Annotated in this window: 23 protein-coding genes; 7 read left to right on the top strand and 16 right to left on the bottom strand. The window is 58.2% G+C overall.

All coding sequences use genetic code 11. From position 1 onward, the window contains the following. Positions 1-112: 112 nt before the first annotated feature. From D3791_RS09520 to D3791_RS09510, 3 genes are read right to left on the bottom strand one after another with little or no spacing between them, the layout of a single operon-like run. Positions 113-1,243 (bottom strand): tyramine oxidase subunit B, encoded by a 1,131-nt coding sequence (locus D3791_RS09520; protein ID WP_172512018.1) that lies wholly within the window; start codon positions 1,241-1,243, stop codon positions 113-115. Between the two features lie 38 nt (positions 1,244-1,281). After that, a complete protein-coding gene (locus tag D3791_RS09515) occupies positions 1,282-1,629 on the bottom strand; it encodes a P-II family nitrogen regulator (protein WP_172512017.1) in 348 nt (115 codons plus the stop codon). 24 nt (positions 1,630-1,653) lie between these two features. After that, the gene (locus D3791_RS09510; RefSeq protein ID WP_022875351.1) at positions 1,654-2,892 is read right to left on the bottom strand and encodes an ammonium transporter; all 1,239 of its coding nucleotides are present in this window, start codon (positions 2,890-2,892) and stop codon (positions 1,654-1,656) included. Between the two features lie 377 nt (positions 2,893-3,269). On the opposite strand from D3791_RS09510, the gene D3791_RS09505 reads away from it, so the two are divergent. Both D3791_RS09505 and D3791_RS09500 read left to right on the top strand, forming a co-directional pair. Beyond that, entirely contained in the window at positions 3,270-4,016 is a 747-nt protein-coding gene (locus tag D3791_RS09505; protein ID WP_172512016.1) for a gamma-glutamyl-gamma-aminobutyrate hydrolase family protein, read from the top strand. Between the two features lie 40 nt (positions 4,017-4,056). Continuing rightward, positions 4,057-4,590 (top strand): TetR/AcrR family transcriptional regulator, encoded by a 534-nt coding sequence (locus D3791_RS09500; RefSeq protein WP_172512015.1) that lies wholly within the window; start codon positions 4,057-4,059, stop codon positions 4,588-4,590. Between the two features lie 156 nt (positions 4,591-4,746). Here the strand turns inward: D3791_RS09500 and D3791_RS09495 are convergent, their stop codons facing one another. The 6 genes from D3791_RS09495 to kynU form a co-directional block, all read right to left on the bottom strand. Further along, positions 4,747-5,721 (bottom strand): GNAT family N-acetyltransferase, encoded by a 975-nt coding sequence (locus tag D3791_RS09495; protein ID WP_172512014.1) that lies wholly within the window; start codon positions 5,719-5,721, stop codon positions 4,747-4,749. 204 nt (positions 5,722-5,925) lie between these two features. Further along, positions 5,926-6,108 (bottom strand): hypothetical protein, encoded by a 183-nt coding sequence (locus D3791_RS09490; RefSeq protein ID WP_061952754.1) that lies wholly within the window; start codon positions 6,106-6,108, stop codon positions 5,926-5,928. Positions 6,109-6,152: 44 nt separating this feature from the next. Then, positions 6,153-6,596, bottom strand: coding sequence for a hypothetical protein (locus tag D3791_RS09485; protein ID WP_172512013.1), 444 nt, complete (start codon positions 6,594-6,596; stop codon positions 6,153-6,155). A 73-nt stretch (positions 6,597-6,669) separates the two neighbouring features. Further along, positions 6,670-7,293 carry a thymidine kinase gene (locus D3791_RS09480; protein WP_172512012.1) on the bottom strand — a complete coding sequence of 208 codons (624 nt, stop codon included), beginning with the start codon at positions 7,291-7,293 and terminating at the stop codon, positions 6,670-6,672. 150 nt (positions 7,294-7,443) lie between these two features. After that, positions 7,444-8,826 (bottom strand): amino acid permease, encoded by a 1,383-nt coding sequence (locus tag D3791_RS09475; RefSeq protein WP_172512011.1) that lies wholly within the window; start codon positions 8,824-8,826, stop codon positions 7,444-7,446. Positions 8,827-8,950: 124 nt separating this feature from the next. Further along, positions 8,951-10,231, bottom strand: coding sequence for a kynureninase (gene kynU, locus D3791_RS09470; RefSeq protein ID WP_172512010.1), 1,281 nt, complete (start codon positions 10,229-10,231; stop codon positions 8,951-8,953). Positions 10,232-10,335: 104 nt separating this feature from the next. Between kynU and D3791_RS09465 the strand changes: the two genes are divergently transcribed. The 4 genes from D3791_RS09465 to D3791_RS09450 all read left to right on the top strand — a co-directional run bounded on the left by D3791_RS09465 (position 10,336) and on the right by D3791_RS09450 (position 13,443). After that, positions 10,336-10,821 (top strand): Lrp/AsnC family transcriptional regulator, encoded by a 486-nt coding sequence (locus D3791_RS09465; RefSeq protein WP_022875345.1) that lies wholly within the window; start codon positions 10,336-10,338, stop codon positions 10,819-10,821. A gap of 69 nt (positions 10,822-10,890) precedes the next feature. After that, positions 10,891-11,337, top strand: a complete 447-nt coding sequence (locus tag D3791_RS09460; protein WP_172512009.1) for a hypothetical protein — start codon at positions 10,891-10,893, stop codon at positions 11,335-11,337. Then, positions 11,330-12,778 (top strand): sensor histidine kinase, encoded by a 1,449-nt coding sequence (locus D3791_RS09455; RefSeq protein WP_246241981.1) that lies wholly within the window; start codon positions 11,330-11,332, stop codon positions 12,776-12,778. The genes D3791_RS09460 and D3791_RS09455 overlap by 8 nt, the downstream gene beginning before the upstream one ends. After that, on the top strand, positions 12,775-13,443 hold the full coding sequence (locus tag D3791_RS09450) for a response regulator transcription factor (RefSeq protein WP_159613705.1): 669 nt from the start codon (positions 12,775-12,777) through the stop codon (positions 13,441-13,443). Before D3791_RS09455 ends, D3791_RS09450 begins: the two co-directional genes overlap by 4 nt. A gap of 16 nt (positions 13,444-13,459) precedes the next feature. On the opposite strand, the gene D3791_RS09445 is transcribed toward D3791_RS09450, so the two are convergent. From D3791_RS09445 to D3791_RS09420, 6 genes are all read right to left on the bottom strand, one after another. After that, entirely contained in the window at positions 13,460-14,278 is an 819-nt protein-coding gene (locus D3791_RS09445) for a polyphosphate polymerase domain-containing protein (protein WP_172512008.1), read from the bottom strand. Then, positions 14,278-14,958 (bottom strand): DUF4956 domain-containing protein, encoded by a 681-nt coding sequence (locus tag D3791_RS09440; RefSeq protein WP_172512007.1) that lies wholly within the window; start codon positions 14,956-14,958, stop codon positions 14,278-14,280. The genes D3791_RS09445 and D3791_RS09440 overlap by 1 nt, the downstream gene beginning before the upstream one ends. Positions 14,959-15,210: 252 nt before the next feature. Further along, complete coding sequence (locus tag D3791_RS09435; protein ID WP_172512006.1) at positions 15,211-15,627, bottom strand: DUF3151 domain-containing protein; 417 nt, start codon at positions 15,625-15,627, stop codon at positions 15,211-15,213. 2 nt (positions 15,628-15,629) lie between these two features. Then, positions 15,630-16,652 carry a class II fructose-bisphosphate aldolase gene (fbaA, locus tag D3791_RS09430; protein ID WP_022877043.1) on the bottom strand — a complete coding sequence of 341 codons (1,023 nt, stop codon included), beginning with the start codon at positions 16,650-16,652 and terminating at the stop codon, positions 15,630-15,632. Positions 16,653-16,848: 196 nt separating this feature from the next. Continuing rightward, entirely contained in the window at positions 16,849-18,213 is a 1,365-nt protein-coding gene (locus tag D3791_RS09425; RefSeq protein ID WP_172512005.1) for a M23 family metallopeptidase, read from the bottom strand. Between the two features lie 106 nt (positions 18,214-18,319). After that, a complete protein-coding gene (locus D3791_RS09420; RefSeq protein ID WP_022877041.1) occupies positions 18,320-18,976 on the bottom strand; it encodes a TrmH family RNA methyltransferase in 657 nt (218 codons plus the stop codon). A 198-nt stretch (positions 18,977-19,174) separates the two neighbouring features. On the opposite strand from D3791_RS09420, the gene D3791_RS09415 reads away from it, so the two are divergent. Beyond that, the gene (locus tag D3791_RS09415; protein ID WP_172512950.1) at positions 19,175-19,957 is read left to right on the top strand and encodes an HAD-IIA family hydrolase; all 783 of its coding nucleotides are present in this window, start codon (positions 19,175-19,177) and stop codon (positions 19,955-19,957) included. Positions 19,958-20,024: 67 nt separating this feature from the next. Here D3791_RS09415 and D3791_RS09410 read toward each other — a convergent pair whose 3' ends face one another. Next, positions 20,025-22,355 (bottom strand): glycoside hydrolase family 3 N-terminal domain-containing protein, encoded by a 2,331-nt coding sequence (locus D3791_RS09410; protein ID WP_172512004.1) that lies wholly within the window; start codon positions 22,353-22,355, stop codon positions 20,025-20,027. Between the last annotated feature and the right edge of the window lie 6 nt (positions 22,356-22,361).

Genomic DNA, 22,361 nt, shown 5'->3' with positions numbered 1-22,361 from the left:
TTTCCACGGCAGATAAATTCTGTCCCGGACATGGCAGATCCCCGAACAGCGGCCACACTCCGCTTTTCGGGGATCTACGTTTTTCAAGGTCCAAGTCACTGGACCTAAATCTTTAGGCGAGGACCGGGGTATCCCACAGATTCAGTACCTGGCCGATGTTCTTCTCCTCGGCCGACTGGTACAAATCGGTAGCCCAGGCCACGTCTTCGATCGGCATGCCACCCACCGAGTAGAGGATGATTTCCTCATCATTGCGGCGAGCTGGAATCTTGCCGGTGGCAACGTCCGCGATTTCTTCCAGCTTGGATTCGGACAGCTTGCCTTCACGCATCAAATCGTGGAAGTGCGTGCCTGGAATGCCCAGCAGCTGGTAAGCCTGGGTTCCATATTCCTCAGCCCACGCGTCATACAGACCACGGGCGTCGAGGACCAGACGTGCATCATTGATGATGAAATCATCATCAAAACGAGCAGCCGCAGGCAGCAGCAACAGCGCGCCAGGCTTGATGGCCTCGGTTGGGAAGTAAGGGAAAGCCTCGGAGCCCTTGATGTCGGTGCTGGTGGTCGCCATGATGACATCTGCATCCTTGATGGCTTCTTCAATGGTTTCGGCAGCCACCACCGAGGTCACCTGAGGGAAGTTCTCGCGGACGTATTGCGCGAAAGACTCCACGCCAGCAGCCGAACGGCCCTTGACGGTCACGGTGTCGATGCTCGGACGCAGCGACAGGGTCGCGTCGATAACGGACTTGGCAATCACGCCAGGGCCTACCACGGCGGCAACCTTGGCATCCTGCTTGGCCAGGTGCTTCACGCCCACACCCGGAACAGCTCCGGTGCGGTAGGCGCTGAGCAGGTTGGCGCTCATCACGGCCATCGGCGCACCGGTGTCGGTGTCATTCAAGGTGAACAGGTGGATGGAGCGCGGCTGGCCCTTGGCGCGGTTTTCGGTGTTCGAGCCGTACCACTTCACACCGGTCGTCCCGAAGCGGCCGCCGAGGTAGGCCGGCATCGCCATGAAGCGGCGGTCTGGTCCATCACTGGGCATGCCCTCGTGGACCGGGTTCTGCGGGAAGGTGATCATTGCACCGTGCGAGTTGCCGTTTTCGCCGGCCATCCGGTAATCACCGTTGCGCAGCAGGATCAGCGCTTCCTCCATCACGTCGGTGCAACGGGCGATGTCGGTGACACCTGCAGCGATCATGTCCTGTTCGCTGAGGTAGCGGAAGTTGATAGTAGTCATGTGGAGCTCCCTTGCTGGAAATTTCTAGACGTTCAAACTTAGATGGCTGCTTCGCCGGTTTCACCGGTACGCACTCGGATGATCTGTTCCAAGGAGGTGACCCAGACCTTCCCGTCACCGATCTCGCCGTTTTCACCGGTCTTGGCGGTGTGGACGATGATCTCCAGGGCACGTTCCAGATCAGGTTCCGAGACCAGCAGTTCAAGACGGATCTTGTTCCGGAACATCACCGAGAATTCTTGGCCTCGGTAGTACTCGGTGCGCCCGCCCTGGGCGCCACGGCCCTGGACTTCGGTAGCGGTCACGCCCGAGAAACCGGCCTTTTCCAGTTCGGAACAGATGGATTCAAGCCGGATGGGCTTGATGACTGCGGTAATAAGTTTCATGGCATAGCCTTTCTGTGCAGGCGGCTAGAGCTGACGGCTGTCATAGGCGGATTCAGCGTGGATGGAGTTATCCAAACCGGCTTCTTCGTCCGCCTCGCTGACGCGGATTGGGGAGATCTTGTTCATCACCCAAGCGATAGCGAAGGTCATGGCGAAGCTGTATACCAAGGTGGCGGCAATCGCGATCAGCTCATGTCCCAGCTCGCTGAAGTGGCCGCCGAAGAAGATGCCAGCCATTTCGCCCGGCGCCTTCGGATTCGCGAAAAAGGTCGCGAACAGCGAGCCGGTGATGCCGGCAATGCCGTGCACTGCGAAGACGTCCAGCGAGTCATCAATCTGGTGGCGGCGCTTCCAGGTGATGGCCCACGCGGCAGCTGCTGCGGCGAGGAAGCCCACCATGATGGCACCGATCGGCCCCACCGCATCGGCCACCGGGGTGATACCGACCATTCCGGCAATGGCGCCGGTACCCAAACCCAGCATGGTGGCATGCCCATCACGAACACGTTCGATCGTGATGAACCCCAGCATGCCACCACACAGGGCTAGCAAAGTGGTGAGAATGACGTACTGTGCCATGAAGTTCGCCCCGCCGGCGGTGCCGCCGTTGAAGCCCATCCAGCCAGTAGCGATCAGACCCACGCCGATCAGCATGAGCGGCAAGTTGTGTGGACGTCCCGGGCTCATCTTGCGCTTGCCCAGGACCACTGCCAGCGCCAGTCCTGCGGCACCGGCGTTCATGTGCACCGCGGTGCCGCCGGCGAAGTCGTGGAAGCCGAGCTTGTTGCGCATCCAGCCACCGACGGTGCCGGTCTCCGGGTTATCAAGGGCGAAGACCCAGTGTCCCAGAGGGCAGTAGACCAGGATGATCCACAAGGCCACGAAGACCAGCCAGGCGCCGAACTTCATTCTCCCGGCGGCGCCGGAAGCGACCAGGGCTACGGAGATGGCGGCGAAGAGGATGTAGAACGCGCCCCAGAAGGTGCCGCCAGCCTCGTCGTCGGTCATGAAGTCGGAGAAGAAGGTGTACTCGAAAGGATTCCCGATGATTCCTGCGCCCCCGAGCGAATCACCTAGAACCAGTCCATGGCCGATGACCACGTAGACAACGCCGGTCACTGCCAATGCGCTGAGCACCATCAGCATCATGTTCAGGACATTGCGTCCGTTGAGCATGCCACCGTAGAGCATTGCCAGTCCTGGGAACATCAGCAGGACCATGGCGAATGCCGCCAGGAGCCAAGCCATGTCAGCGGCTTCCATGATGGGCGCCCCTTTCGAAGTTTGTGTTTGCGAGCAAGTTCAAACTATCGATGCAACATTCCGCTTCGCTTTCGAATCCATTTCAGATAGGCAACGCAATGTTTCATTTCACAAGGCAAATATCGACCGTGTGAATTCCTTGTAAAAGGCCGGTCATCAGCTGACTTCTTTTTGGCTGACGGAATCCCAGGCGATACTCTGGAAGGCAATTATTAGGGGCCGACGTGGCTTTATTAGCAAGTCGCTATAGATGAACTTGTGGAAATGCGCAGGAAACATCGGTGATTCGGTTGCGAAATCCGGAACTTGTAGCGTGGGATGCATCAACCTTCATGGGCCAGTTTTATCGGCCCGAAACGCATTAGTTGGAGCTGGTTTTGGCACCTTTGAATTTCTCGGTCCTGCACATTCGCGAGTCCCGTCCGCGCAACCCGCAATTCCAGCTGGAACTTGATGAGCTCAACGAAAACACCATCGGCCAGATCATCGATGCCGGGCACAATGCCTCGCTGGTTCCCTGCAATGATCTCAGCGTCGAGCAGATGCTGCAGATCGTTGATGCTTCGGACGCGGTGATCATCATGGGCGGCGAAGATGTCGAGCCTTCGCTTTACGGACGCACTTCATCCTACCCCGGCGGCGGATATCACGAGGTGGCCTCCGACCGGAACCAGATCGCTGCCATCCAGCATGCCATCACCACCAAGACGCCATTGCTTGGTATCTGCCGTGGCTTGCAGCTGCTCAACGTTGCCTTGGGCGGCAGCTTGATCCAGCATCTGGAGAACGCCGATGCGCACCGCAGCACCGGTGGTGATCCATTTGTTGATACCCGTTTCGACTCGATTGCTTCTGAGCTCGCAGAAGATCTGTCCGCGAAGGACAGCCACAAGTGCACCCATCATCAGGCAATCCACGAGTTGGGCCACGGACTGCAGATTGCGGCGATGTCCACAGATGACATTATCGAGGCCGTGGTCCATGAGTCGGCCCCGGTAACCGCAGTGCAATGGCATCCGGAACATCCGCAGACAGCCTCGACCCAGCTAAGGTCTCTGGTCAATCGCCTGGCAGCACAGTGCGAAGAGAGCTCTGGCCTCGTTCCGGAACTCGTCAACGGCTAGCAGCAGGAGAGTTAAAGCCCCGGAGGCTAGACTTGGTCTTATGGCATTGACTCAGTTAACGGTCGTGGATACCGCGGTCGACATCCTGCAACAGTTCGGGTTGGCTGACTTGTCGATGCGTCGCCTGGCCAAAGAGCTGGATGTCCAAGTTGGTGCCCTCTACTGGCATGTGAAGAACAAGCAGGAGCTGCTGGCCCAGGTTGCAGCCAAGCTGCTTAATACCCCGCAGCTCTCGGTGGATGTTGAGGACTTCAAAACTCCTGCCGACGCCATTCTCCAGCTGTGCCGCCGGCTGTATTTAGCGTTGTTGCCTATCCAGGACAGTCCTGAAGTCATTGAAGTGGCCACCGCTATGCAAGCCACCGAGCTGGTTCCAGTTCTGCAATTGCGTGAGCTTTTGGAAGCTTCGGGGCTGTCTGGCGAGAATGCCCGCCACGGACAGCAGCTGCTGCTCAACCACATCCTCGGGTCTGTCGCCTTCCGCCAGAATCTCGTGCAGTTGGATGTTGATGCGCCGCTGGCGGATGGCTTCGACTGGGGCTTGCAACGAGCTGTTGCCGGGCTGGTTAGCTGACAGCTCGGGCAAGAGCCCTATACTGGTTCTTGAAGAAACTGAACTGGTACCGGCTTAGGCCCGTCAAGGTTCTGGGCTCCCGGCGACTGCTGCGGCACAAGGGAGCTTCTTCGCTTCAGCCGGATTCTTGGTGACTCTACGCGCAGGTCACCAGCATCACTTGCACGTTTTCTTCTGCAGGATCATCTCCGTCTCAACGGGTTCAAATCCGAGAGCGCTATTGATTGACCTCATCCAGACATTCTCGTCATCGCTGCTAGTCCTGACCTTCTTGACCTCGGTTTCTGCCAAAGCGCACCTCAGGTTATCTAGTTTTACGGCAAACCCCAGTGCATGACCTCGGTGTGCAGAAACGACTAAAGTACCTTCGACTTGCGCCGGGATCGCAGGATGGACCGGTACTAGTAGGCAGGTCCATGCAGCCACAGCACCTTCAGGTGTTATGGCAATGGTTTCCAGGACTGTGAACTCTTGTGCCTTCCACAATGAGATTTCGTCTGCATACTCTTCCGGTGATACGGGAGATTCGTTCCAATCCAAGTCTCCATTGGGAGCTTCCGAATCCACGAGGCCTTTGATACGACCTACTTGCTCTCGGTATCGTTCAGGCACGCCGTTCACGTAAGTATTTATTTCATACCCCTCAATAGTGCGAGGTTCGGGAAGAGATACTACGCTCAGATCCAACTCCACAACAGTTTCGGTCGTTGCCGGAGCGTAGCCCAGTGGCTGCAGGAAATCACGTGCGACTTGGTCTATTTGTGCAGTTTCAGGGCGGAAGATGCTCGTGGTGAACCTAGTGGTTGAACTCTGACTGGTGCTTTCAACGGTTCGCACCAGCGCAGAGCCGATACCGGACCTTTGCTCGTCGGGTTCAACCCACGAGAATACCCACGTCGTCTCTGGAGTATCCGCATGGTTCATCCCAGCCGCGAACCCTAAGAGCTTGGAGTCATCCCACGCGCCTACGAGGTGATTGCGCCAGCCGTCTGATGCCCGCCACGACAGCATTCTGGCTTCCTTGCTTAGCGGTTTCCAATCTGGGCGCGAGTTCTGATTAGCGACGCACTCAACAAGATAAGCCGCGGTCAGTTCCAGATCATCATCAATGTTGAGGGCGCGAATTTCCATGAACGCAACTGTACTGGCTAGCGCTAGATGCTTGCCTTTCTTGGTTCTAACAATCGATTAGCGCGCGCAATCATCTACCCGTTAATGAAGACGCCGTGAAGAAACCAGACAGGTACTACTATCGGCGGCCGTTACCATCAGCAGCATTGGATGAGTCATTTACTTTTGACGGGGTCAAAAGTGCCTAGGCTTTCACAAGCACGTTCAGAACGCGCCAAGGGCAAATACGACGAAGAAAAACGCGCAGATCCAGAAGGCCACCAGCGCCCAATTGCCAAAGAACTTGTCCTCCTTGGAACCGGTTTTCTTCCTGTCTCTGCGTTCCCATTCGAATACACCGATGAAAACCAAGGACAAAAGCAAGGTGATAACTGCTGCGGCGATCAAGCGGCACCTTCCTGAGCTTCGTTCACGGATCCGACAATAGGTTTCTAATCCTGACAGCCCTCGCGTGCGGCGAGCGCCATCGTTGCGGGGCAGGTGGCCTGAATCCAGTCCCCTGCACCGAATTTGTCGTACTCGCCGTTGGAGAACATCTCAACTCCTGAGGCATCAGCACTGGTGCGGTAAAACGTGATGATCGGATCACCTTCGGTAGTTGGCGATGAGACAGCCAATTCAACATTGCGTTCACCTATTGCCGCATCCATGCAGGCAAGGGCTTCCTGGGGGATCTGTTCACCCTGCGAAAGGTCTATCTCCCCGCAGGATTCGCGTTGGACATCATCGTGGAAGCTTGAAGGCGCACGATCAGAATGCCGGGACTTCTCGAATAGATCCTTGGAATCTGGCTGTCCGTCAGGTGTTGCCTCAGCGCAGCCAGCAAGTATCAGCAACGCTGCAGCGACGAGTGATAAGCCAAGCGGAGATTTCATGATCAGAGTCTGGCATACGAATCTTCATCACGTCATCGATGTAATCAAAACGAGATGCGACAACGGGTGGGAATTAGCTCAATTTCCCATCGGAAGCTTCGAGATAGCATGAGGCGCACAGCGATTCGTACCCGACCTCTTCGCCATCAATGGCCACCTGGTCGCCATCAAAGACAAAACCATCGCCAACCCGTCGGGTGTTGAACATGGCCTTGCGTCCGCAACGGCAAATGGTCTTCAGCTCTTCCAAGGAATGGGCGAGTTCCATCAAGCGTGCCGAACCCGGGAAGGCATGGGTGCGGAAGTCGGTGCGGATACCGTAAGCCAGCACCGGCACGTTATCCAGCACGGCGATGCGCAACAGATCATCAACCTGCTCACGCGTGAGGAATTGCGCCTCATCCACCAATAGGCAGGCCACCGGTGGAGCATCAACATGTGTCACCAACGCGTTCGGGTCATCTCCCGAACTCTGGGCCGCGAATTGCTCCCGGACATGATCCTCAGGACCAATGGTGAAATCAGTGATGCGCTTGATGCCCAGCCGCGAAACAATCGAGTTGTCACCCTTGGTATCAATGCCTGGCTTTGCCAGCAGGATTCGCTGGCCGCGTTCTTCATAGTTGAAAGCAGCCTGGAGCAAACTCGTGGACTTGCCAGAATTCATTGCTCCGTAGCGGAAATACAACTTGGCCACTATCGCTCCTTGAAGATCGGTTGCGCCAACTAACTAGACGGCACCCTACGATCTTAGTGCCAGCACCATTAATCGGCGGTAGCTACACTCGGCTGGAGGCCCAATCCAATTCAACTCACAGCTGTCGTTGACGGTTGGCCTTGGCCAGAGCTAGGCGGTTTCTTTCTGTTCTTTTCTGGCAAAGACCAGCCAATACAGTACCGACATGACCACGACAAAAGGCACACCGAAGATCAGCGTGTACTTGAACTGCGGAACAAAGAACGAGGTCACCAGCAAGGCCGCCAGCAGCAGCGCGCCAAGGATGGAGGCAGCTGGATATCCGAATAGTTTGAATTCCAGGGCTACGCGTTCTTCTTTCACCCTGCGCCGGAATGACACGTGGGTTATCAGGATCATGAACCAGGTAGCCAGCGCACCAAAGGTGGCCAGAGACAGCATGATGCCAAAGCCACCGTCCGGGACCAGCGCGTAAACCACCGCGGCCACGGCAATGCCGCCAGCGGACATCCACACCGCATGAACTGGCGCTCCGGCACGATTGGTCCGATGCGCAATGCGAGGTGCATGGCCCGAATCAGCCAGCGAATGCAGCATGCGGGTCGCGGCATACAGCTGGGCGTTCATGGCCGAGAGCGCGGCAACAATCAGCACAAAATTCAGCACCGAGTCGGCAAATGGAATACCCACCTGGGACATCACGGTGACAAAAGGCGAGCCACCGGCAATCAATTCGCTGGTGGGCGCCACCGCCAGGATCAGGGCCATGGTGAATACGTAGAACAGCAAGAGCCGAAGGAAGGACACCTTGAAGGACTTGCGCACCGCGACCTTCGGATTATGCGCTTCCGCGGCAGCAATCGAGATGGCTTCGATTCCCATATAAGAGAAAATCGCAACGATGACCGCGCTCCATGTGCCGAATAATCCGTTGGCGAAGAAGCCGCCTTCCGCACTGTAGTTATGCACGCCAAACTGGTCCTGGGAATTATGGAAGACCAGCCACAGGGCAATGATGATGAAGGCAAGGACCGCAAAAACCTTGATCGCCGAGAACCAGTATTCCGTGGTTCCGAAGATCTTCACGCTGGAGAAGTTCACTGCCAAGAGAACGGCAGAGAAAATGGCCACCCACCATAATCCGGTGATCTGAGGGAACCAGTACTGCATATACTCGCCAACAGCGCTGACCTCGGTGCCCACCGCGAAGATCAATGCGGACCAATACAGGTATTTGGTCAGGTATCCGGCAAAACGGCCAAGATAGCGTTCAGCATAGACGCCGAAGGACCCTGCCACCGGTTGTTTGACTGTCATTTCGGCGAGCGCTCCCATCACCAGCAGAGCCACCACCCCGCCGATCACGTAGCTGAGGATCACCGACGGTCCAGCCATCATGATGGCCAGCTTGCTGCCGGCGAAAAGCCCGGTGCCGATGGCGCTGCCCAGAGCAATCATGGACATCTGCGCGGGAGTCAGCGACTTCTTCAGACCCGACCCGACGTCAGTGGCGCGTACCGGCTGCTTGCCCAACAATGCTCCCTAAATCTCATGCGAACAGCACGGCATCAGAACATGCCGTGTTGCGTACAAGCGTACTCTGGCCATCGCAGGCCAGCGGTAGAGCTGTTATATGGAGCCGTTGCCGGTTTCCCGGTTACGTCACGGCATTTCGCACGGCGTACTCTTCACGCTGCCATGCGTTGGTGTGCAGAATTTCACGCAGTTTCTCCACGGCATCCCAGATATCGGTGCGCGACAGGTACAGCGGGGTGATGCCGAAGCGCAGGACTTCAGGTTCCCGGTAATCACCGATGACCCCTTGGTCGATCAGCGCGGCGATGATCTCGTAGCCATGTTCATGTCGGAAGCTGACGTGGCTGCCTCGTGCCGCATGTTCGCGTGGAGTCACCAACTCCAAACCATAACCAGCGCATCGCGTCTCAACCAGGTTGATGAACAGATCAACAAGCTCCAGCGACTTGGCGCGCACCTGAGCCATATCCGCTTCCAAGGCGATGTCGAGTCCTACCTCGACCATGGCCAGCGAGGTCATTGGCTGGGTGCCGCACATGAATCGGCGGATGTCATTGGCCGGGGTGTAGCTTTGCGACATTTCGAAGGGCTTGTTGTGGGACCACCAGCCCGACAGCGGCTGCCAGAAACGTTCGTGGTGGCGGGCGTTGACCCAGATGAAGGCCGGCGAGCCTGGTCCGCCGTTGAGGTACTTATAGGTGCAGCCCACTGCGTAGTCGGCATTTGCGGCGTTCAGATCCACCGGCACAGCCCCGGCAGCATGGGCCAGATCCCAGATCACCAGCGCACCGGAAGCGTGGATCGCTGCTGTGATCTCATCCATGTTCCACATGGCACCGGTCCGGTAATTCACGTGCGACAGCGCCACTACGGCAACACTGTCATCTAAGGCCGCGCGCAAGGATGCCTCGTCATCGATCAGCTTCACCTCGTACGCGACGCCGGTCTCCTGGGACAGGGAGTTGACCAGATCTGCCAGGCCTTCGGCAATGTAGATGTCGGTGGGGAAATTGTCGCGTTCGGTCAGGATCACCCGGCGCTGTGGCGCATCGGTTTTTTGCGTGCGCAGTGCCGAGGCCAGTGCTTTGAACAGGTTCAGCGTGGTGGTGTCGGTGATGGCTGTTTCATTGGGCTTCCCTCCGAGCAAGCTTCCCAGCTTGTCCCCCAGCTTCAGTGGCAGGTCGAACCAGCCTGCGGTGTTCCATGAGCGGATCAGGCCTTGTCCCCATTCTTCGCTCACCACCTGGGCCGCGCGTTCGGCAGCACCCTTGGGCAGAGCACCGAGAGAGTTTCCATCAAGGTAAATGGTGTCTTCAGGCAAGATGAAACGGTCAGCGAATGCCGTCAAGGGATCCGCTGCATCCAGCTGGGACAAGGCTTGACGAGTCAACTCGGTAGACATTTTTCTCCTAGGATTTCAGTTCTCCACGCTGTAGTTATCGTAGAATCAAACACAAGATCACGCGACTGATTCCGAACTTTCATAAAGAATGAAATGAGATATCCGTGGAGAATTCCCTCTGGGAAGTGCAAGGCGATGCCGTTCCGAATCCTGTTCGCGTTGATGCCACCGATCTGGCGATCCTCTCGGAACTGAGCAAAGACGCCCGGATTCCCAATAACCTTCTCGCTGCCACGGTGGGCATAGCCCCTTCGACGTGCCTCGGCCGGGTCAAGGCACTATCCAACGCCGGAATCATTACCGGTTACCACGCGGCGATCAATGAAAAACTGCTTGGCGTCACGGTCAACGCGATGATTTCCGTGCTCGTCTCCCCCTCGGCCCGGGACCGGCTGCTTTCCTCGGCGAAGTCACTGCAGCAGCTGCCGGAGGTCAAAGAGGTCTTCGTGCTCGGTGGATCACCTGATCTACTGGTCCGGGTTGCAACCCGGAGCATCGATGATCTGCGCACCTTCGTTGCGGCTCATCTCGGCTCCAACCGTGCGTTTTCTTCAACCCAAACGGTGATTATCTTTGAGCACCTGCGCTAGGTCTGCCTGCGCCGTCATCTAGTGGCATCTCTCATCTAGATCTCATTTGCATCCGGAACAATGGGTGGCATGGGAAAGGAAACGTTGCGCCGCGTCGTGGCTTCCATCGCCGTGGTGGCGGTCATCTGCTTGGGAGCCTTCGGGATCAGCCGCGCCTTGGGCGGCCCCTCGGATCAAGATCTCGGTGAAGGATTCATTTTCGAAGAAGAATCCCCTTCCCCGACCAGCGGTGTGCCTAATGGCCCAACGCCATCGCCAAGCCCCTCCGCATCCAAGACCGCCAAGCCCACACCATCCGCCACCCCCAAGCCGAGCAACTCTACGAAAAAGCCCACGCCTAAGCCCACGCCAACGGTCAAGCCCAAGCCAAAGCCGCCAGCTCCGGCCCCGCCTAAGAAAACCGTCACCCCATTGCCACCGTCAGGGAACCAAAACTACGATGACGACGATGATGATGACGATTACGAGTCTGATGACGACGATGACGAGGCCGACGACGTAGATGACGATGATTAAAGCACCCGAACGCCGATGGTCCATCCGCGCTCGCGTGCTCACCGGCATGTTGCTATTGGTCGGCCTGGCCTTGGTTGCCGCTGGTGCTGCCAGCTTCGCAGTGCAACGCCACGAGCTCAATGAACGTCTTGATGAATCACTCTCGCGTTCCGTCAAGGAATTCGGGGTGCTGACCGAAACGGGTGTCGACCCGCGAACGATGAAACGATTCGAGCATGCCGAGGACCTGCTCTATATTGCCATGCAGCGCACCCTGCCCTCCCCCAAGCAGGGAATGGTCTCCCTTGTCGGCAAGGAGGTCCGTTGGACTGCGCCGGATATCGTAGGCACCCGGCTGGAAGACGATCCCGAATTCATCGACTGGGCCTTCCAAGTCCAAGACAGCAACCACATCCGGTTGGGCACCATAAAGACGGATATCGCCACCTACCGTGCCGTAGTGGTACCGGTGAGCTTGCCGGCGGATCATGAGCGCGGCTCTTTCGTGTTGGCCTACGACTACTCGGCGGAAGCGGTGGCCAATGACCGGAACTTCTTGATCTACAGCGCCGTGGGGGCTTCGGTCATGGCGCTCTCAGCCCTGGCGGCCTGGTTGGTAGTGGGGCGAATGCTTGAACCCATTCGCAGGCTGCAGACCACCGCACAGCAGATCTCCGAAACCGACGTCTCCCAGCGCATCGAAGTCTCCGGCAATGACGAGTTCGCAGACTTGACCGTCACGGTCAATGAAATGCTGGACCGCCTCGAGGGCGCACTCAAGGCCCAACGCCAATTGCTAGACGATGTGGGACATGAGCTGCGCACGCCGGTGACCATCATCAACGGCCATCTGGAATTGATGGATCCTGATGACCCGCAGGATGTGAAACAGAGCCGCGATATCGCCATGGATGAGTTGGGCCGCATGTCCCTGCTGATCAATGACTTGGTGACCCTGGCCAAGTCCAACCGCACGGACTTCCTGCAGATTGAGCCGGTCCAGGTGGGCAAGCTGCTTGATGACATCCTGGACAAGGCCCGCGGCCTGGGCCAGCGCCAATGGCGCATCGACTACCGCACCGAGGCTACCGTCAGGCTGGACCCGATACGCCTGACCCAGGCCATGCTGCAGCTCTGCGCCAACGCCGTGAAATTCTCCGAAGATGATAGCCGCATTGCCTTGGGCAACGAGATCCTGCGCAATGGACATGGAGAAACCACCTTGCGCTGGTGGGTCTCCGATGCCGGCATCGGCATCCAAACCGAAGATCTGGAACGCATCTTTGAACGCTTCGGACGCGGACAGAACTCCGCACGCTCCTCCGGGTCCGGGCTGGGATTGAATATTGTGCAAGCCATCGCCGAAACCCACGGTGGACGCGTCTGGGTTAACTCTGAGCCCGATAAGGGATCCACGTTCTATATTGATTTGCCGCTGTCGACAGGAAGCAAGGAAGCATGAGCCAAATATTGATCGTCGAAGATGAACCCCGCATCAGCTCGTTTGTCGCCAAAGGGCTGCGGGCTGCCGGGCTGACTTCCTCCATTGCAGAGACGGGCCACGACGGATTCACCCAGGCGCTCGACGGCGAGCATGAATTGATCATCCTGGATTTGGGCTTGCCGGACGAAGACGGGTTCTCCGTTCTACGCCGATTGCGAGCAGCGCAGATTACCACCCCGGTCATCATCCTGACCGCTCGCGGAAGTGTTGAAGACACTGTCGCTGGGCTGCAAAACGGCGCAGATGACTACATGGCTAAGCCATTCCACTTTGATGAGCTACTCGCCCGAGTACGGCTGCGCTTGCGGACCGAGGACAACGCCCCTGAGGTTTCGTCCTTGACCCACGAAAACCTGCACATGGATCTGCTGCGCCGGAGGGTCACCGTGGATTCAACCGAAGTGGATCTTTCAGCCCGCGAATTCGCCCTGGCCGAAGCATTTTTGCGCAACCCAGGCCAGGTGCTCAGCCGGGAACAGTTGCTTTCGCGAGTCTGGGGCTACGATTTTGATCCTGGTTCAAACGTGGTTGACGTGTATGTCCGCTACCTTCGTAATAAGCTCGGCTCTGCACGCTTCGAGACTGTCCGCGGCTTCGGCTACCGTCTGGCAGCCGCAAAATAGCTAGCCGGCACAAGGCTTAGCGCAGGGTGGGAGCCGGGACAAAATTCTGCTGCAGCAGTCGGCTCCAGCGGTTTGCCGGCAGATGCGGATTGAGCAGAGCCACTCCGATGCAGTACTTGGACATGGACACTTCCCTGATTCCCAGCTCCGCCAGCGCCCGGTCCGAGGCTCCGCGGCCATCGGCAGACTTCGTCTCGACGACAATCAAGTCTGGCCCGTTGATGCGAGTCTTTGAGTTGGCGTATTCCAGTTCGACATCGCAGGTCAATCGTTCGGAATCGATGGGGTTCACGAAGGTGGCACGCGTATAGGAACTGTCTAGCACCGGTTGCAGTTCAGGGACTCCTTGGCCGTATTCGCTATCCAACACGGATTCCAGGAACTGCAGGTTATCTTCGGTCAGCTCACCCGCCCGATACAGGTCCTGTTGGATCCGGTGTTTCACGGTTGCCCCGCGCAGGCCCTTGGTCTTGATCTCGAACATGGACAGTCCAGTGTCAGCGTAGGTTCGAGAGCGGACCTTGTAGCGTCTGCGCCGTCCTTGGCGGTGAGCCCGATACTGGTCAAAATCTTCGGTGTCGAAGTACACGGATTCATAGCGGAATGTGCGAAGGCCATCGATCTGCATGATCTTGAACTTCTCGCCGAGGCGTTCCGACAATGCAGCGAACTGTTGTGGAGTGAGCAAGAATTTCTTATCAACACGAGTTTGAAGCGCCGCCTCGGACACGACTTCTTCCAGGCTGATCGGTTCACGGCAGGCAACTGCTTCTTCCAATGCTTCGCGAGCCTTTGTCGCTCGGTCAGTTTGAATACGGCTATCGAGCGCAGTCATTAGGACCAGGTCTCCTGCTTGGCTCCGTTCTGTACCGAAGAATTCTGGGAAGCGCTTTGCCCCTTGGCCAGTTCGTAGGTTCCTGCATAGTTCTCCGCGTTGGCGTAGTTGCTGTCCGAGCTCTCCGGCGAAGCGGCATTGGTGCGGAAGCGAACGTCAACGATGGTCAGATCACGAACCATATCCAGCTCGACAACAACGGTGCGCAGGACCTTGGCATCAAGCAGTTCTTCCAGAGCCGACTGGAGTTCAGCTTTCTTGGGATAGGCCTTCTCCAGGGTCACCGTCTGGCGTTCGGTCCGCGGGGCGAAGCTTGGGTGATCCGCCAGGAACATGACCAGCACCAGAGCCGCGGTGGCCGACGGTGCCAACCATGCTGGGTCCGGGTGCAGGCCGTTGACCAAACCAATGGCCAGGGAAATGAAGTAGTAGGCGACTTCTTCCTGGGTCAGCGTGTCTGACCGAAGGCGGATGATTGAAAGGATGCCGAAGAGGCCAAGGCCCAGCCCCATGCCTGCGCCGCTGCCGGAAAGCAGCAAAGTGACCGCGAAGATACCCATGCTCAAGGCGATGTATGCGAGCACAAGGTCACGGCGGAAGTGTCGACGGAAGTATACGAAGTACACCAGCACGGTAATGCCGATGACGTTTGAGGCTAGTCCTGTCCAGAAAGACAACATTCTTATCCCTTTCAAAAGTGTGAAGCGATGATCCCTTCTAAGTGAACTTTAGGTGAACAGAATGAAGGCAAAAGTAGAGCTGGATGAGAATGCCCTCATATTACTGAATGAGTCTTGACCTGTGCCTATATGTTTTCGTCCGTTGAAATAAGGTAACTTTGCGCTCACATCAGCCTTCGAAGCGCTCATTAACGACAAACGGCGGCCCATCTCTTCATGAGATGAGCCGCCGTTTGGTGTTTATTCCGGTGCTTACTTTCCAGCTTCGATTTCAGCCTTGGCAGAAGCATCCGAATCGTTCAAGAACTTGCCGATGCGATCAACTTCTTCGGCTTCGCCGATGGCTGCGGCCGCACGGCCCAGCGCATAAAGCGAGCGGAGGAAGCCGCGGTTGGGCTCGTGGCTCCAAGGAACTGGTCCCTGACCGCGCCAACCGGCTTTGCGCAGCGAGTCCAGACCGCGGTGGTAGCCCACGCGCGCAAACGCGTAGGATTCCACGGTGCGACCTTCGCCGTGTGCTTCATCGGCCAGCAGCGCCCACACCAACGAGGAGGAAGGGAACTTGGCCGCCAGGTCCACTGGTTCATCGCCAGCTTCAAGATGTGCCAAGACCTCGGACTCCTCGGGGAGCAGAGTTTCTGGAATGCCCAACAGGTTTTCGCCGACCATATTTACTTCAGCGACTTTCCGGCCGAGCCCAGCTGACGAGCAGCTTCAACGATGCGAGCTGCCATGGACTCTTCAGCCTTGGCACCCCATACGCGTGGGTCGTAGGTCTTCTTGTTGCCGACTTCGCCGTCGATCTTCAGCACACCGTCGTAGTTGCCCAGCATGTGGCCGGCGACTGGACGGGTGAATGCGTACTGGGTGTCGGTGTCGATGTTCATCTTAATGACACCGTAGGCAACCGCGTCTGCGATTTCCTGCTCGGAGGAGCCCGAACCACCGTGGAAGACGAGGTCGAATGGGTTTTCCTTGCCAATCTTGGCGCCAACCTGAGCCTGGATATCCTTCAGGATCTCCGGACGCAGCTTCACGTTGCCTGGCTTGTAAACGCCGTGGACGTTGCCGAAGGTCAATGCGGTGATGTAGCGACCCTTTTCACCGGCGCCCAGTGCGTCGATGGTTGCCAGTGCGTCCTCAACGGTGGAGTACAGCTTGTCGTTGATAGCGTTCTCTACGCCGTCTTCTTCGCCACCCACTGCGCCGATTTCAACTTCGAGGATCTGCTTGGCAGCAGCGGTGCGTGGCAGCAGTTCTGCAGCGATACGCAGGTTCTCTTCAAGGGTCTCAGCCGAGCCGTCCCACATATGGGAGTTGAAGAATGGGTCGCGGCCTGCAGCAACTTCAGCTTCCGAGGCAGCCAGCAGTGGCAGCACGAAGCTGTCCAGCTTGTCTGCTGGGCAGTGGTCGGTGTGCAGGGCGATGTTGACGCCGTAGTTCTTGGCTACTTCACGGGCGAAGGCTGCGAAGCCCAACGAGCCTGCGACCATGTCCTTGATGGAGGCGCCGGACCAGTAGGCGGCACCGCCGGTGGAGACCTGGATGATGCCGTCAGACTCAGCTTCGGCGAAGCCGCGGATTGCGGCGTTCAGGGTCTGCGAACTGGTCACGTTCACTGCTGGGAAGGCGTAGCCGCCTGCCTTGGCAGCATCGATCATGGCATTGTACTTATCGGGGGTTGCGATAGGCATGCTTCACTCCTGGTGATTAGCGAGGTTTCGCGTCTCCATTGACGGCGGTTCGCCATCCATCCTATCGCCTAGGTCACTATCTCTACCTAAAATCTCATATCGTGACACGGTAAAGAACCACTATTCTCAATGACAACGGCCGCCTGAAACGAGTAGGGCACTCGCAGCAGACGGCCGTTGTCCAAACAGCAGTTATTTATTCAGTTATCGAGGCTGACAGGCTTGCACCTTCGGTCGGATCAAGCGTTAGCCCAAGGAATGAAGAACTTGAGGTTGACGGCGACTGTACGCTTCCCGTCTTGGTAGTCGATGGCTCCTTGGAACTCGTATCCTCTGGCGTTGCTGGCGGCGGGCTTGCAGGCGCCTGGCTATCCGAATCGTCGACATTCGATGGCGGAGGTGTCGATGGGTCTTCTGGAGAAGACGTTTCTGATGGCAACTTAGTCGGAGACGGCTTCACAGTCGGCGGCTGGCTGTTCGTCGGCGATTCGGACTCGCTCTCGGATGGCGAGGTCGAATCGCTTGGGCTCTTCGTGCCGGTTGGGCTTTCGCTCTCGCTCTGGCTTGGAGTCGGCTTGGTCGACTTCGTAGGCGTAGGACGCGGCTTCGGAGCAGGAATGTATGGGGTTTCGTCGTCCTCGGGAACGATGATGTCCGGATCAGGCGCATTATTGGACTGGCCCGAGTTCTGCGAACCATTGCCCTTAGGCGCGGTATTCGCGTTCACGGTCAGACGCTGCGAATCGATCATTGCCTGACGCTGGCCTGGGATCAGCGGCAGGTAATTGCGAGGGTCGTGCCAACGGCCATCGATGATGACCTCGAAGTGCACGTGGCAGCCGGTGGAGTTGCCGGTGGTGCCAGCCAAGGCAATCAGCTCGCCCTGCTTGACGCTTTGGCCAACCTTCGCGATGAGCTTTGAGTTGTGGCTATAACCGGTTTGGACATTGGAGCCGTGATCAATGGTCACGCGCATGCCCGAGTGGCCAGCCCATGCAGAAACCGAAACGGTGCCATCCTCGGACGCATAGACCGGGGAGCCACAAGAAATCGGGTAGTCCTGGCCGATGTGGATCTGGTTGCCTGCACCGGTCGGATTCGCGCGCCATCCATATGGGCTGGAAATGCGACGGGTCTTCACCGGGTGCATCAGCTGGAGATCACCAGGAAGCTTGCCGAGCTCGCCAACGGTGCCAGCCAGCAGCGCAGTGGATTCTTCTTCGCTGCTGCTTGATTCGGAAGTCTCTGCGGCGCCCTCGATCATGCCCAGCGGACGACCGTCAATGGCCAGGTCTTTGCCGGAAGCGCCGAAGGCGTTCAGTGGAGCATCTGCGCTAACAAAAATCGGTCCATCAGTAAGGGAGTAATCCGCGACGGCATCCATGGACACCTCAACATCGCCCTGACGCGAATCAGCTGGCTGCGCCACGATAGGAATTGCCAACGCACCGGTTAACCCCAGTGCGGCAACGATGGAGGTCGACCAGATAACCACGGGGTTCTTGCGTCGAGGCAATCCGGGCAGCAATAAGTCGTGGTTCACTTGATGACGTCGTTTCACAGCCACTCGCTCCCAGATCACATTTTCATAACCGATTAACAGCCTAAGCGGAAAAATGTAACTAATCCAGATGCTCGACTAATACTCTTCAGTATTAATTTTTGCGTTAGCCAACTCGTTGCCCGAAAACATGCCTGCGGACCCACGCATGCATGGCAATTCCAGCCGCGGAAGCGGCATTAATGGACCGGGTTGATCCGAATTGTTCAATTGACAAGGTGTCCTTAGCTGCAGCATGGACTTCAGGGCTTAAACCGGGTCCTTCTTGGCCAAACACCAATACGCAATTCTTCGGAAGGTCGTAGGTTTCCAGCGGCACGGAATCCGGGAAGATATCGATTCCCAGGATCGTGAGCCCCTCGGCTTCAGCCCAGGTAACAAAATCCTCCACGGTCGGATGGTGGCGCACGTGTTGGTAACGATCTGTCACCATCGCACCTCGACGGTTCCAGCGGCGGCGGCCAATAATGTGGACTTCCTTGGCCAAGAATGCGTTGGCGCTGCGCACCACGGTCCCGATATTCATGTCATGCTGCCAATTTTCAATGGCAATGTGGAAATCGTGGCGGCGCTCATCGAGATCCTCGATGATGGCGTCCATCGTCCAGTAACGATATTTGTCGGCGACATTGCGCCGGTCGCCGTTGGCCAGCAGCTCCGGGTCATACTTTTCATCGGCAGGCAGTTCCCCTTCCCAGGGGCCCACTCCGATGACGTGCTGCTCGCTGGGGTCGTTCACTGGCTCATGCGTTTCTTGATTCACGGTATTAAGCGTAGTTCTTTCTCATCGTGCCCTTGTTCACGGCGCAATTCCCCGAGGCTGTGTAGTCTTTTTAATAGCAGGGGAACCTTTCAACGCAGATAGCTCCCACCACAATTTCATCAGGGAGGACTTCACCTCGTGACGACTACCAACCGCGCCGCACGTACTGTCCACGATATCCAGTGCTGGCTCACTGATATGGACGGCGTTCTTGTCCATGAAAATCAGGCCGTAAAAGGTGCCGCAGAGCTATTGGGGTACTGGCGTGAAAACAATCTGCGTTTCCTCGTCTTGACCAACAACTCCATTTACACCCCGCGCGACCTCCGCGCCCGCCTGCTGGCTTCGGGATTGGACGTTCCAGAGGAGAACATCTGGACTTCGGCCATGGCTACCGCTGAGTTCCTGGCCCGCCAACGTCCAGGCGGCCGCACCTTCGTGATCGGCGAAGCCGGACTGACCACCGCCTTGCACGACGCCGGATTCATCATGACCGACCAGAATCCTGATTATGTGGTCCTGGGCGAGACCCGCACCTACTCCTTCGAGGCGATCACCAAGGCGATCCGCCTCATCGAGGGCGGCGCCAAGTTCATCGCCACCAACCCAGATGCCACCGGCCCATCGGCCGAAGGCCTGCTGCCGGCAACCGGTGCCATCGCAGCGTTGATCTCGCGCGCCACCAACCGCGAACCATATGTCGTGGGCAAGCCAAACCCGATGATGTTCCGTTCCGCGTTGAACCGCATCGACGCCCACTCGGAAACCACGGCGATGATCGGCGACCGCATGGACACCGACATCGTGGCAGGCATGGAAGCAGGCTTGCTGACCGCTTTGGTCTTCACCGGCATCACCGCCCGTGATGACATGGACACCTTCCCGTTCCGTCCGGACCTGCAGTACCCATCGGTAGCGAACCTGCATGCAGAACTGGCCAAGGGCGCGCAGCCGGCCGAGGCTCCCGCAGCCAAGAAGTAACCATCTGCACACGCTGAAGGCCGGGCTTATTGCCCGGCCTTCGCTGTATCTTGATTCGCCTGCCCTACTAGCTGATCACTACCGGGGTATCCATGACCCGGCCCTCGCCGATCTCTCGGATCTCGCCCACGATGTTGAACCCAGCTTGTTGATCCAGATCTTCGCTGTCCGAACCGATGAACAAGGTGAATTTGCCTGGCTCCACGATCCGGCGTCCAGCCAGACCGGTAAATGACGTGCGGTCAGCATGCACGCTGAAGCTCACCCGCTTCGACTCCCCCGCGGCCAGTTTGACCTTCGCGAAACCAGCCAGCCAACGGCGCGGACGGACCACCTGCGAGATTTCATCTGCAAGATACAGCTGCACCGCCTGGGCGCCCGGAATCTGGCCGGTATTTGTCACGGTGGCGCTGACTTCCAGGATCCCCTCGGTGGAAATTTCCTGGGCCGATAATTCGATACCTGAGATTTCGAAGCTCGTGTAGGACAATCCGTAGCCGAAGGGATAGAGCGGACGCGGGTCGAGGTTCGAGACGCCATCCGAATGCCACCCCAGCTTGGGCGCCAGGTAGGTTCCGGGTTGTCCACCAATATGGTCGGGAATCTGCACCGGCAGTTTGCCCGAAGGATTCACCTGCCCGGTGAGCACCGCGGCCAATGCTGGTCCGCCTTCAACGCCTGGCATGAAGCACTGGACAATGCCCGCGGCCCGGTCAGCAAATTGCCCCAGCGAATAGGGGCGTCCGGTGACCAATACCAGGACGGTCGGCGTACCGGTTTCCAGCACAGCCTCGACCAATTCTGCTTGGCGTCCAGGCAGTTTCAGATCCACTACGTCGCAGCCCTCGCCGGAGGTTCCGCGGCCAAAGAGCCCAGCCAAATCCCCCACGGTCACCACCGCCACTTCGGCGTTGCGCGCTGCTTCCACGGCCTGCTCGATGCCCGCCTCATCAAGGTCGGTGAAGTCCACCCCTCGGGCATATTCGATCTGGCTTCCGGCGAGCGCCGGAGCTTCACGCAAGGCTTCAAGTATGGAGGTCATCTGCACGCCATAGTCTTCTTGCTCGGCGAAGCGCGAGTACACGTGGTTGGTAAAGGAATAGCAACCCAAATGAGTGCGCGGCTGGGTGGCGCTCGGGCCGATCACCGCTAGGCGGGCAGGATTCTTCAGTGGCAGGATCTGCTCATTGCGCAGCAAAATGATGGATTCTTCGGCCATGGTGCGGGCGTGTTCCCGGTTCTGCGCGGAATCCAGTTCAACATCGTCGCCTTGCCAGGCTTGTTCGGGGCTGTAGTCCGGGTCCAGCAGGCCGGCCTCGATTTTCTGGGTGAGCACCCGGCTGACCGCGGTATCCAGGACCGACTCGTCCAAACGCCCTGCGCGTACCGCTTCTGCGAGGCGGGCGTAGGCAATGGTCTCTGGCAATTCCACATCCATGCCGGCATTCAGGGCAAGCAGGCCCGCGCTGTCTTCGCTGTCGGCGATTTCATGCATGCTGTGCAGGAAGCTCACGGCCCAATAGTCTGCCACCACGGTGCCGGTGAAGCCCCAGCGTTCACGCAGCACTTCTGTGAGCAACCGACGGCTGGCCGCTGGCGCTTCGCCGTCGATATCCGCGTAGGAGTTCATCACCGACTGCACCTTGGCTTCGCGCACCGCTCGTTCAAAGGGCGGGAAGACTGTGTCTTCCAGGGCGCGCTGGCCAATGGAGACCGGCGCATGGTTGCGCCCGGCTTGCGAGGCGGCGTATCCGGCGAAATGCTTCAAGGTGGCGCTGACGCCAGAACCCTGCAGGCCCTTCACGTAGGCGACGGCAAGCTCTCCGACCAGGTGAGGGTCTTCGCCGATGGTCTCTTCCACGCGTCCCCAGCGGTAATCGCGCACTACATCCAGCACCGGGGACAGTCCCTGGTGCACACCCAGCTTTTTCATATCGGCCCCGATGCGCGCAGCCATAGACTGCACCAATTCCGGGTTGAAGCTCGCTCCCCAGGCAATGGATGCCGGGTAGCAGGTGGCGCCCAGGGCGGTGAAACCGGTCAGGCATTCTTCGTGGGCGATGGCCGGGATGCCGAAGCGGTTGGCGGCCATGACCTGTTCTTGCAGTTCGGCCAGCTTGGTGCGGCCCTCGGCCGGGTCCAGCGGAACGGTGCCGAAGGCCCGGGTGATGTGGCCCAGCCCGTTGGCGATGGCTGTTTCGAAGCTCGGGCCGCCGCCGAAGGTATCGGCCATTGGCGCCACATTGCTTTCGCCGTCTTGCTGTTCTTCTTCCGGGCGGATCCAGTAGGAGCCCAGCTGCCCGGCTTTTTCTTCGAGCGTCATCTGTGCCAGGAGGGCCGCCACGCGCTGGTCTGTTGGGAGGCTGGCATCATGCCAGGTCTGCTCGGCAGTTTTCATGAAAAT

The organism is Glutamicibacter mishrai, assembly GCF_012221945.1.
GTDB lineage: Bacteria > Actinomycetota > Actinomycetes > Actinomycetales > Micrococcaceae > Glutamicibacter > Glutamicibacter mishrai.
This window is presented reverse-complemented; position numbering and strand designations above follow the sequence as displayed.